10 protein-coding genes are annotated in these 11,745 nt (G+C 58.7%); 4 read left to right on the top strand and 6 right to left on the bottom strand.

Features of this window, described 5'->3' with window-relative positions:
* The first annotated feature begins 21 nt into the window (after nt 1–21).
* Nucleotides 22–1,452, top strand: coding sequence for a glutamate synthase subunit beta (locus RBB47_RS15640; protein WP_305986770.1), 1,431 nt, complete (start codon nt 22–24; stop codon nt 1,450–1,452).
* 98 nt (nt 1,453–1,550) lie between these two features.
* Here the strand turns inward: RBB47_RS15640 and RBB47_RS15635 are convergent, their stop codons facing one another.
* From RBB47_RS15635 to RBB47_RS15625, 3 genes are all read right to left on the bottom strand, one after another.
* The gene (locus tag RBB47_RS15635; protein WP_305986769.1) at nt 1,551–2,744 is read right to left on the bottom strand and encodes a DUF459 domain-containing protein; all 1,194 of its coding nucleotides are present in this window, start codon (nt 2,742–2,744) and stop codon (nt 1,551–1,553) included.
* Between the two features lie 33 nt (nt 2,745–2,777).
* Nucleotides 2,778–3,935, bottom strand: coding sequence for a lytic murein transglycosylase (locus RBB47_RS15630; RefSeq protein WP_371932802.1), 1,158 nt, complete (start codon nt 3,933–3,935; stop codon nt 2,778–2,780).
* Between the two features lie 191 nt (nt 3,936–4,126).
* Nucleotides 4,127–5,593: an outer membrane beta-barrel protein gene (locus RBB47_RS15625; RefSeq protein WP_305986767.1), complete on the bottom strand. Its 1,467-nt coding sequence runs from the start codon at nt 5,591–5,593 to the stop codon at nt 4,127–4,129.
* A 352-nt stretch (nt 5,594–5,945) separates the two neighbouring features.
* Here RBB47_RS15625 and RBB47_RS15620 point away from each other — a divergent pair, with 352 nt between their 5' ends.
* The 3 genes from RBB47_RS15620 (at nt 5,946) to RBB47_RS15610 (ending at nt 8,778) form a co-directional block, all read left to right on the top strand.
* Nucleotides 5,946–6,959, top strand: a complete 1,014-nt coding sequence (locus RBB47_RS15620) for an SIS domain-containing protein (protein WP_305986766.1) — start codon at nt 5,946–5,948, stop codon at nt 6,957–6,959.
* Nucleotides 6,960–7,128: 169 nt separating this feature from the next.
* A complete protein-coding gene (locus tag RBB47_RS15615) occupies nt 7,129–7,896 on the top strand; it encodes a motility protein A (RefSeq protein ID WP_305986765.1) in 768 nt (255 codons plus the stop codon).
* A 27-nt stretch (nt 7,897–7,923) separates the two neighbouring features.
* Nucleotides 7,924–8,778: a flagellar motor protein MotB gene (locus RBB47_RS15610; RefSeq protein WP_305986764.1), complete on the top strand. Its 855-nt coding sequence runs from the start codon at nt 7,924–7,926 to the stop codon at nt 8,776–8,778.
* Nucleotides 8,779–8,957: 179 nt separating this feature from the next.
* Here RBB47_RS15610 and RBB47_RS15605 read toward each other — a convergent pair whose 3' ends face one another.
* The 3 genes from RBB47_RS15605 to hemH form a co-directional block, all read right to left on the bottom strand.
* Nucleotides 8,958–9,401, bottom strand: coding sequence for an NfeD family protein (locus RBB47_RS15605; protein WP_305986763.1), 444 nt, complete (start codon nt 9,399–9,401; stop codon nt 8,958–8,960).
* Complete coding sequence (locus RBB47_RS15600; protein ID WP_371932801.1) at nt 9,398–10,378, bottom strand: SPFH domain-containing protein; 981 nt, start codon at nt 10,376–10,378, stop codon at nt 9,398–9,400. Before RBB47_RS15600 ends, RBB47_RS15605 begins: the two co-directional genes overlap by 4 nt.
* A 281-nt stretch (nt 10,379–10,659) precedes the next feature.
* The gene (gene hemH, locus RBB47_RS15595; RefSeq protein WP_305986761.1) at nt 10,660–11,739 is read right to left on the bottom strand and encodes a ferrochelatase; all 1,080 of its coding nucleotides are present in this window, start codon (nt 11,737–11,739) and stop codon (nt 10,660–10,662) included.
* Between the last annotated feature and the right edge of the window lie 6 nt (nt 11,740–11,745).

Below are 11,745 nucleotides of genomic sequence, written 5' to 3'. Positions count from 1 at the left end.
TTGAAAGTTGAGGAGGTCGCCTTGGGCAAGGTAACCGGATTTTTGGAAATCGATCGTCAGGAGCAGAAGTACCAGCCGGCTTCTGACCGCATCCGTCATTTCCGCGAGTTCACCATTCCGCTGAACGACCAGGAAGTCGTCAACCAGGCCGCGCGCTGCATGGATTGCGGCATCCCGTTCTGCCACGGGCCGAACGGTTGCCCGGTCAACAACCAGATCCCGGACTGGAACGATCTGGTGTACCAAGGCGATTGGGACGTAGCCTTGCGCAACCTGCACTCGACCAACAATTTTCCGGAATTCACCGGACGTATCTGCCCGGCCCCGTGCGAGGAAGCCTGCACGCTCAATCTTGAAGACATCCCGGTCAACATCAAGACCGTCGAGCAGGCACTTGCAGACAAGGGTTGGGAAAACGGATGGATCGTGCCGGAACCATCCTCCCGCAAGACCGGAAAGGCGGTCGCGATCATCGGGTCAGGGCCTGCCGGCATGGCGGCGGCACAGCAGCTCGCGCGGGCCGGACACACCGTGCATGTCTATGAACGTGAACCCAAGGCCGGCGGCCTGCTGCGTTACGGCATTCCCGACTTCAAGATGGAAAAGCACTATATCGACCAAAGGGTCGAGCAGATGGAGGCGGAAGGCGTCACGTTCCATTACGGCGTCAATGTCGGCGTCGACACCGCGCTGGAAGAACTTGCTGAACGCCATGACGCGGTCATCCTGTGCGCAGGCGCCGAACGTCCGCGCGACCCGGGCGTCACCGGCATGGAGCTGGAAGGCTGTCACTGGGCGATGAAATATCTTGTCCAGCAGAACCGCCGCGTTGGCGGCGAACCGGAGGGCGACGAACTGCCAATCTGGGCCGGCGGAAAGCATGTGGTCGTGATCGGCGGCGGCGATACCGCGTCTGACTGTGTCGGCACGGCCTTCCGCCAGGGTGCGCTCTCCGTAACCCAGTTGGACATTCGACCGATCCCGCCGCTCAAAGAAGACAAGATGACTGTCTGGCCTTACTGGCCAACGAAATTCCGCACTTCGTCCTCCCAGGCGGAAGGTGCCGAGCGCGAATTTTCAGCCGCAACGCTGTCGCTCGTCGCTGAAGACGGCGTGGTCACCGGTGTGAAATGCGCACGCGTCGATGAAAAGCGCCACCCGATCGAGGGAACGGAATTCATTCTGCGCGCCGACCTCGTCCTTGCCGCCATCGGGTTTTCAGGGCCGCTGCTCGACACCTATATTGCCGAGGCAGGTGACAAGCTGGAGCTGGATGGCCGGACCAACGTCAAGGCAAACACGGACGACTACAAGACCAGCATGGACAAGGTCTTTGCAGCAGGTGACGTCCGCAAGGGCCAGTCACTGGTGGTCTGGGCGATCCGTGAGGGCCGCCAGGCGGCACGGGCAGTCGACGAGTTCCTCACCGGTTCTTCCAACCTCCCGCGCTAGAGTCCTGTCTCATTAACCTGGCCGAGTAGCCAGGAATAAATTTGCCCGGCACGTGACTTACCGCGTGCCGGGCATCGTTTTTCTGAAGTCTTCCGGGCCTAGGAACCGCTTGGAACTTCGCCTTCTTCGAGCGCGGACGTTCCCTCAACGGCGATACGCGGGTCGTCGACCCGCCCTGGCATTGGCGGTAATGGATCGCCCTTGACGAAGAACCGGTAGGCGGTGCTGTCCGGGTCGATTTCCCCGTCGTCTTCTTCTCCGCCCAAAAGCAGGGCTTCCGGAGATGTCGTCCGTCCCGTCAGGACGATGAAGTTCGGATCGTCCTCAATTCCCTCAAACGCAAGCCCGCCATAGCCACCCAGAAGCCGCAGCAGTTCGCGGTCGACAAAGAACGCCACTTTCTGGTAGCCGGGCCAGGTAAAGCCGATCCTGTCGTTGGTTCTCAGTCTCGTGTTCTTGCCGTCAACGGAAGGACCGAAGGACGAATAGCTGCCGTCTTCGGTCAAAAAGATGTCCCAGATATCGACATACCGGACGCGTCTGTCTTCCGAAGTGCTCTGAAAAATCGTATTCAGCTGGGTGAAGTCCGCATTGACGCTCTCGGCATTTGTTGGAGGCAGGCCCACCCAGACAATGGGTTTCTTCTCCTGGCGCACGACGCGCACAAGCGCTTCAACCTTGTCCCTGTAGGCGTCGGTCCATTCCTGCGTCATGAATTCAACCGGCACTTCGCCGGGAAAGTCTCTGCCCAGATCACGACGCCCGATCATGACCACAACGGCCTTCACATCGTCGCCGCGGATCTTTGCGAGAACCTGAGTTGCGAAATCCGGTGGATTGTTTCCGGCAAAGCCCGCTTTGTCTTCCGTAATCTTTTCGACCCGGATCTGCGGCTTCTCCGCGAAGATGAACTCAAGCCCGTCGGCGACGCCGCGCGCCATGCGGTCGCCAACGACCAGAATGATCCCGGCATTGGGGTCTTTGGCGACTTCCTGAAATTTGGGAGGCGTTCCGGAGGCACGTGCGGGCGCGCGCCGCTTTTGGGTCTGTCGCGGCGGCGGCTTCTGTGTACGCTGCCGTTGCTTTCCGCCAAAAAGCCGCTGGAGTGGTGAAAACGGGTTAAAGCCCCGCAAAACTCCGTTTTGGGCAACAACAATTTCGCCATTTGCGGCCTGCTGTGCGGAAGCCGGCGGAAGTGTCTCAAAGACAAGGCTGAAGGAAAAAACGAGAACGAGCGCCAGGATCAGCTTCGCTCCCGTCTTAAATCCTGTCCTTGCAGCCTTTTTCGGCATTTTTGACCCCTGGCCGGTTTGTTCGGCTGGAGTTTAGCCGCCCAGCTTCAGGTGCGCCAGCAAAACTGCAGAGGCATATCCATCTGGAATGAGACCCCGGGACTGCTGATAGGCACGAATACCGCGTCGCGTTGCCGGGCCGATCTTGCCGTCGGCAGCACCAACGGAAAATCCGAGCTGGTTCAGGTAGTTCTGCAGTGCCACCCTCTCGGAGCGCTTGAGCGGCAGATGATCACGGGACCAGTCGCCTGCAAGCGGACCACCGCCGATCAGCCGGTCCGCAAGGTGTCCGACCGCGAGCGCATAGGCGGTGGCGTTGTTGTAGCGCTTGATGACGTAGAAATTGCGCAGCATCAGGAACGCGGGCCCGTTGGCACCTGCCGGCAATACGAGAACACCCTTGTCTGCGGGACGCGGGAAGCCCTTTCCATTGGCACGCCGAATGCCGTATTTGGACCATTCTCCGAGCGTTAGCGTCTTTTCGCCGTCGGCCAGCTGATAGTTGAAACCGGCGGGCAGCTGGACTTCGTAGCCCCAGGTTTTGCCCGTCTGCCAACCGTGCTTTTTCAGATAGTTGGCGGTCGAGGCAAGCGCATCGGGGACCGAGGTCCAGATGTCACGGCGGCCGTCGCCATTGTAATCAGAGGCGTAGGCTTGCCAGCTGGACGGCATGAACTGGGTGTGGCCCATGGCACCGGCCCATGACCCTTCCATGTCCTGAAAACGCACATGTCCGGCCTGCACGATGGCGAGTGCGGTCACAAGTTCCTTGTTCCAGAACTTCTTGCGCCGAGGCGCCGCATAGGCGAGCGTCGCCAGTGCCTGGATGACATTGTGCCGGCCCATAAAGCCGCCATAGTTGGTCTCCATGCCCCAGATTGCCAGCACCGCTTCGCGGTCGACCCCGTAACGGGTCTCGATCTGGCTAAGAACGGTGGCATATTCGGTCAGCAGTTCACGGCCTTTTTCGACCCGCGTATCGGAAACCGCGCTATCAAGATACTCCCAGATCGGCTTCACGAATTCCGACTGTTTGCTCATGAGGCGCAATGTGTCGTCATCGGGCTCCATGCCGGTAAAAACGGAATTGTAGGTCTGGGAGGAAATGCCGGCCGCCTTGGCCTTCGGCCAGAAATCACGGACGAACCGGTCGAAGCCCGGATCCGCATAGGCGGACGTGGCCGACACCATCAAACCGGATGCCAGCACCAGGCCTGTGGCGAGACGCCAAAGCCGGGATTTCAAGAAAGTCTCTCGAGGCAAATCTACCATCACGCTTGCAGTTCGCCGCACAAAGCTCCGCATCAGGGCCTCCTTACGCCCGAGTCCGTGTTCGCTTCTGCCCCCGCCCCATGAATGATCTGCTATTGGTTACCGTGCCGTTAATGCCGGAACCGAAGTCCGGCTTCAATCGCATTTTCCGTGTAATCGCTGCCCTCTTGAGAACTGTCGAAGCGCCGATGCGTATAGTCGGCCGTCAAAGCCACACTGTTCGTCAGCGCAAAGGTCACTCCGCCAAATCCTGTCAGGGTCTGTTCTTCAATCGATACGCCTTCGTAGGTTCGGTAACTGTAGCCTACGCCTGTTTCACCAACCAGCCTGTCGCTGAAAGCATGCGCAACCCGCAGATCTCCAGAATAAATGATCGACCCGCTCGCCGTGTCAATATCCGTTGCCTGGAAGTTTGTTCCGAGCCCTGCAGTGACAGTCGTCAGACGCGAGGGCGACCAGACAAGGGAGCCGTCCAGGACGAGACCGGAAAGGCTGTCCAGCCGGTCGTCTTCAATGTCCTCGATCCGCCAGCCAATGCCGACATTACCCGTCACTTTCGGACCCGAGGCAATGGTCAGACCGCCTCGAAGCTGGTAGCCGTTGGCGTCCCGCTTCTCACAGATATCGTCGCTACAGCTCTCGTCAAAGCGCCGGAGCAAAAGTGACCCTTCGACGAACGGTGTCAGGACGCTGCCCGTGTTGGCATCAAACCGCAAGGTCGCGGAGTAAACGGTGTTGTCGCGCCCGCTATCGATATCGTCATCGGACGTATAGACGCTGCGGTCAGCACCGAGCGCAGCGGTTGCTGCAATCAGTCCGACGCTTCGGGTCGCCCCCAGATCCGCCGTGAGGTTCTGGATATGGTCCACGCCCGAAGACGTTGATTCGGCGCTGCCGTCTTCCTCGCGGGAGTATGTGTACGAAACACCAGTGTCCACTTGCGTGGCTTCGCTGACGTCGAGCCGCAGATTGGCAGCAGCTGAAATGTTGCCGTCGTTGTCGTCCGAGTTTTCCGGGTAGCCCGTATAAGTCCCACGCAAGGAGGCATCGAACTGATGACGCGACCAGTTCGAGACCAATGAGAGATCGGGCGAGATGCGATAAAGGCTGCCCGACGTCCCATCTGCGGACTGGGCGGTGTTGTCCGTATAGCCGGCAGAAAAGGTGATCTGGGGCGTAAAGGTAAACGATCCGAGGCGAATGCCCTGGGGTTCGTCAAAGGTCGTGTCGCCGCCGAACACACTGTCGTCGATCAGACTGCCCGCCAGGGGAACGGCCCGGTCGACCGCGGCAATCCGGTCAGAGAATGGGCGTATCGGTCCAACCTGCCCGTTGGTGCCAAGGCCACTCGAGCCTGTTTCCGCTTCCGAAGCGTTGAGCGTTCGGCGCAGCGCATAGACATTTGCCTGCGTCGGGTTGGTGTCTTCGCTTTCCACAGCCGTATCGGCAGCCGGCTCCGATCCGAGCGCACCATCCGCATCACTGGAGCCGCGCAGGTCGGAAAGCGTCGTCTGCGCAAGCGACGGCACCGCCTGCAGGACGGCAAGACTGACAATCAAATGCAGGATACGGCGCATTCAGGTTCGGAACCGCTAGAATTCAAGGTCCCGTTCAAACTGACGAATGTTGGTTAATCCTTCGTTTCTTTTTTGCAAAATGACAATTCTGGGGTGCAGGTTCTGACGCTTGCCCGGCGAAAGGTGCCAATGGCGGTCAAAGGGATCGGTTTTCAGCCGCGATTCGTCCACCACCCACGTGCATATGCGCCTCTATCACGTCGTGGAAAGCTCCGCTTTTTCCATAGTTTGGGCGCATTTTGGGAACAGACAGGCATTCGGGCGAAATCTAATCCATTAAAGCAGTCGCAGCTTCTTGATCCTTAAGACCGGGTGTCTTAGTCCTGTGCGGTCTCGAAAAAAGAAAGAACCGATGGCCAATCCCACACTTGATTCCCAGTTCGAAAACAATGCGGATGCCCTCACGCAGAGCCTAGTTTCCGCGGAACGGACCCTTGAGACTGAGATCGCAGGATTGAGCGCCGTCAGGGCCGCGTTGAAGAACGGGCTCGCGGCTCCTTTCAGGCAAACATTCGAGATTATTCAAAAGAGCAAAGGCCGCGTTGTTGTGACCGGGATCGGCAAGAGCGGTCATATCGGCACCAAGATCGCCGCCAGCCTGGCCTCGACCGGGACGCCGTCCTTCTTCGTCCATGCCAGCGAAGCAAGCCACGGCGATCTCGGCATGATTACCCAGGACGATGTCGTCCTTGCCCTGTCCTGGTCGGGAGAGACCCAGGAGCTTGCAAGCATCGTCAACTACACGCGCCGCTTCAAGGTGCCGCTGATTGCGATTACCTCGCGCGGCGACAGCTCACTTGGCCGGGCCGCCGACATCGTTCTGAAACTGCCGAGCGTGGCCGAAGCCTGTCCGCACGGCCTTGCGCCGACAACTTCCGCTCTTATTCAGCTCGCCATCGGTGATGCTCTTGCCGTCGCCCTTCTTGAAGGCCGGGGCTTCACGGCCCAGGACTACCGCGTGCTTCATCCGGGCGGGCGGCTGGGTGCAAGCCTCAGGACCGCCAAGGACATCATGCATTCAGGCGAGCGCTTGCCGCTCGTATCGGTTGCCACCTCCATGAGCGAGGGCATCGTCTTGATGACCCAGCGCGGGTTCGGCGTGCTCGGTGTGACCGACGAACTGAACCAGCTGATCGGCATCATCACGGACGGTGACCTGCGCCGCCATGTCTCCAGCAATCTCCTGGAGAAGACCGCCGGCGATATCATGACATGCTCGCCCAAGTCCGTGCCGCCCGATGCACTGTCCGGATCCATCCTGGAGTTGGTGAACAGCCTGTCGATCACGTCTGTTTTCGTGATCGAGGACGGTCGCCCAATTGGTATTGTCCATCTTCACGATCTCTTGCGCATTGGCGCCGCCTGACCGGTTTACAGCCGTGAGCGTTCACCGATCAAATTTTCGTCACGGCTCGAAAAAAGTTTAATTTCAGCGTCACTTGGCGCCCGGCATTAGGAATTGATTAGCCATAACGCCCTTAGACTGCACCCAAGTATCACTGGCTTGATGCCACAGACCTTGGTGTGTGAACAGAATGGATCTGGCGACCCTAATCGGTATTGTTGGTGCGTTTGGCATTGTTGTGACTGCTATTTTTCTTGGTGGCAGTTTCACGCAATTCGTCGACTTGCCGTCGATTCTGATCGTGATCGGCGGCGGCTTCGCCGCCACGTTGATCCGATTTCAGCTGTCGGACATCATTTCCGCGCTGATAACAGGGTTCAAGGTCGCCCTGGCAGGCAAAAGCGGCAGCCCGCGCGATCTGATTACCGAAATGACGAATCTCGGCGAGATCGTCCGCAAGTCCGGACCTCTCGGGCTTGAGAATGTTGACGTCTCCGACCCTGTTCTTGCCAAGGGCGTTCAGTATGTTGCGGACGGCTACGAGCTTGAATTCATCAAGGAGGCTATGGAGCGCGAGCGCGACCTGCAGCTGACAAGGCTGTCCGAAGGACGCCGTGTCTTCAAGGCACTGGGTGATTCCGCGCCGGCCTTCGGCATGATCGGCACCCTCGTGGGTCTGGTGCAGATGCTCGCCAACATGGACGACCCGGCCGCCATCGGCCCCTCCATGGCAGTCGCGCTTCTGACGACACTTTACGGAGCGCTTGTCTCCAACATCATTTGTCTCCCGATCGTCGACAAGCTCGATGCGAAATTCGACGTTGATGAACTGAACCAGACCCTGATTATCGACGGTGTCTGCCAGATCAGAGAATCGAAGAGCCCGGCGCTGATCAAGGAAATGCTGATCGCGTACCTGCCTGAAAAAGCACGCGCGGAACTGGCTGACGCCGCATAGCGGCGTTGAAAGGGCGGACAGAAGACGATGGCGAAAAGGAAAGCAAAATCAGGCGGCGGCGCTCCAGACTGGCTGGTGACATTCGCCGATCTGATGTCCCTGCTCGTCTGTTTCTTCGTTCTGATCATTTCCTTTTCCATTCAGGACAAGGAAAAACTCCAGGTCGTGGCGGGCTCGATGCGCGAAGCCTTCGGGGTCAAGGATACGTCACGCAAGACCGGCATCATCGAAGTCGAAGGCATTCCGATCCGCGACTACATGAAGGATATCAGCCAGGTCGAGCAGGAGAACGATTCCGACTTTTCCCAGGAGCGTCACGAGAAACGGCGCAAACAGGGGCCGGAAGCCAACACGCACGACACCATGGAAGCCGAAATCGAAAAGCCGAGGCAATTTGCAACGGCAGCGGCCTCCCTCCGCCAGGCCTGGCAGGAAATGCCCGAAATCACGGAAGTCTCCAGCAACATTATTCTGGAGGAGACCGAAGAAGGCCTGAACATCATGCTGGTCGACCAGGACGGCCGGTCGATGTTCCGGGAAGGTTCAAAATACCCCTATGAGACCACCCGCCGGCTGATTGCGAAAATGGCGCCCGTCCTGGCGCAAATGCCCAACCGCGTTGAAATCACCGGCCATACGACCGCAGGCCGCCCCACGACCGACCCGAGCTACACAGGCTGGGACCTGTCGAGTGAGCGCGCCAACATCGCCAGGCAGATCCTTGCTGAATACGGCGTGCCGGATGATCAGTTCTTTGCGGTTGTCGGCAAGGCCGACACCGAACCTCTCTTTCCGAACGACCCTTATCTGGCCGCAAACCGGCGGATCGGCATTCTCCTGAAAGCCGAAGAACCACCAATCCCTCCCGGCCACAAGCCGTGAACATGGGTTTCGTTGAGCCATTGTCGCACATGATCTGTACACTATGGGTTTCCAAAAATCCGACCTCGTTCTGAGGAGGATCGGCAGGTCCGTCTTGTAGCGACCATGCTGTTTCGAGTCTCGTTTGCCGACATTACCGCTGATTCCCTCTCCCGATTGGGAGAGGTGAGTTTTCGCCCTTACTCCACCTGGGAAACAACCAGGCGAGCCCCGTCGATGGAGTCCACCTTGACCTTGGTGCCGGCGGGCAGGTCGGGACCGGTTATCCGCCAGATCGTGTCATCGATGGAGAGGTTGCCCGCGCCTTCGCTTAAGGGCTTTTCCAGCGTGAATTCCCGGCCGATATAGCGACTGCCGCGCTGGTTCAGCCCGGGGTCACCCTGCTCGGAGGACAGCTTGCGCATCATACGCCGCCCGATCAGCAGACTGACCACAGACAGAACCAGGAAAATGGAGACGAGAACCTGCCAGCTCGGATCGAAGGCTACGGCGATGACACCGACAACAAGAGCCGAAACGCCGAACCAGAGGAAAATGCTTCCCGGCGCGACGATTTCCAATCCCAGCAGAAGCAATCCCAAGATAAACCAGCTCCAGGGCCCGAGCGTTTCGATGAGGTTCACTGCTGGCCTCCATCAGGCGAACCGGTGTTCGGAATCCGCGATGACGTGCGGTTTTCTTTCGCCTCATCGCTGAAAGCTTCCTTGGCGATCTCGCCAATCCCGGACAAGGAACCGAGCAGGGACGTTGCCTCCATCGGCAGGATGAGCGTCTTCTGGTTGCGCGATGTCGCGAGCGCCTGGAAGGCCTCGACATATTTGTTGGCAACGAAGTAGTTGATCGCCTGCACATCACCTGAAGCGATCGCCGCGCTGACCATCTGGGTTGCCTTGGCTTCTGCTTCGGCCTCCCTCTCGCGGGCTTCTGCATCCCGGAATGCGGATTCGCGCCGGCCTTCCGCCTCAAGGATGAGCGACTGTTTTTCGCCTTCCGCCTGCAGGATTTCCGACTGACGCTTGCCTTCGGCTTCAAGAATGGACGCACGCTTGTCGCGCTCCGCTTTCATCTGGCGCGCCATGGCATCCACCAGATCGCGCGGCGGATTGATGTCCTTGATCTCGATACGCGTAATCTTGACGCCCCAAGGCTCAGCCGCGGCATCGACGACGCGCAACACCTTCGCGTTGATTTCGTCACGGTTGGACAGGAGGCTGTCGAGATCCATCGATCCCATGACCGAGCGGATATTGGTCATCGTCAGGTTCAGGATCGCGTTCTGCAGCCCCAGCACTTCGTAGGCGGCACGCGCGGCGTCAAGCACCTGGTAGAAGGTCACGCCGTCGGCGGTCACGGTCGCATTGTCCCGCGTGATCACCTCCTGCGAGGGAACATCGAGAACCTGCTCCATCATGTTTAGCTTGTGGCCCACCGTATCGATAAACGGGATGATGAAATTCAGCCCCGGCGACAGTGTCTTGCGGTACTTGCCGAACCGCTCGATCGTGTAGTTGTAGCCTTGAGGAACGGTCTTGACCCCGGCGAAAAACACCAGGATGACAAGAACGGCAAGAACGATCAGGACAATACTGGCACCATCGATATCGATCGGCATGAAAATCTCCCGCATCAGCAAAAAGGGATCTAGAATAGAAAAGGCACTATGCTCTGATTCAGTGAGTCGTGCCAGCGGATTTCCTGTCGAATACAGTCAGCTCTGAAACAACGTTAGAGTTTCATGAACGACTTGCAAGTCAAACAGCATGACAACGTCCCCAGCGCGCCCAGAGCCATACACGGGATCTAGGCGCGTTCCAAAACAATCTCATGAAATGTAGGAAGGGCGGCGGCCGGTTTTAAGCTTTTTCAACAGCTTCAGCGCGGTCAGATCCAGCCGCCAAGCTCGCGCCGGACAATATGCTCCAGGACATCCATACCGAGATCGGTGTCGTTGAGGCACGGAATGTGGGTAAAATGTCCGCCACCGTTCTCTTCGAAGATCTCTCCCGCCTCACCCGCAATTTCCTCAAGTGTTTCAAGGCAATCAGCGACAAAACCGGGGTTCATGACGGCAATGTTCTTCACGCCATCCTTGGCGAGCTGTTCGACGGTCTTGTCGGTATAGGGCTGCAGCCATTCCTCCGGGCCAAAGCGTGACTGGAACGTAACCCGCAATTTGTCCTCATCCCATCCGAGCACGTCGCGCATAAGCCGCGTGGTTTTCATGCAATGACAGTGATAGGGATCGCCGCGCTTGAAGTAGGATTGCGGAATGCCGTGATAGGAGGTCAGGACGACATCAGGTTCAAAGTCGAGGCTGTCCAGGTGCCGCTTGACGGAATTTGCCAGGGCGGAGACATAAACCGGATCGTCGTGATAGGGCGGCACCGTGCGGATAGCCGGCTGCCACCGCAATTCCAGCAGCGTCTTGCAGACGACATCATTCACCGTTGCTGTCGTCGTCGCCGAATATTGCGGATACAGCGGAAACACCAGGATCCGGTCGCATCCTTCGTCCTTGAGCGCTTTCAGCTTGCCGGGAATCGACGGCTGACCGTATCGCATCGCCCAGTCGACTTTCAGACGTCCGTCGCTATCGCCCAGGATATCCGTCAGCTTGTCCGACTGGCTCCGCGTGATGGTTCTCAGGGGCGACTCGTTCTTTTCGTGGTTCCAGATCTCGTCGTACGCCTTGCCGGATTTCCCGGGGCGCGTCATCAAAACGATGCCGTAGAGGATCGGGTACCAGATGGCCCGTGGCCACTCAATCACGCGCTTGTCGGAGAGGAATTCGCGCAGATAACGGCGCATGGGCCAGTAGTCTGTGGCGTCCGGCGTGCCGAGGTTGACCAGCAATACACCGACCTTGCCGCTCTTCACCGACGGGTGCCCGTCCGGCAAACGCACCTTGGTGAACTCCGTCGCCTGATCGGCAGAAAGTGATGTGGTCGGATGTACGTTCATAAGCGC

Origin of the sequence: Roseibium sp. MMSF_3544 (assembly GCF_030732845.1) — a bacterium.
GTDB lineage: Bacteria > Pseudomonadota > Alphaproteobacteria > Rhizobiales > Stappiaceae > Roseibium.
The sequence above is the reverse complement of the archived record's forward strand: the minus strand, read 5'-3'. Positions and strand labels throughout refer to the sequence as shown.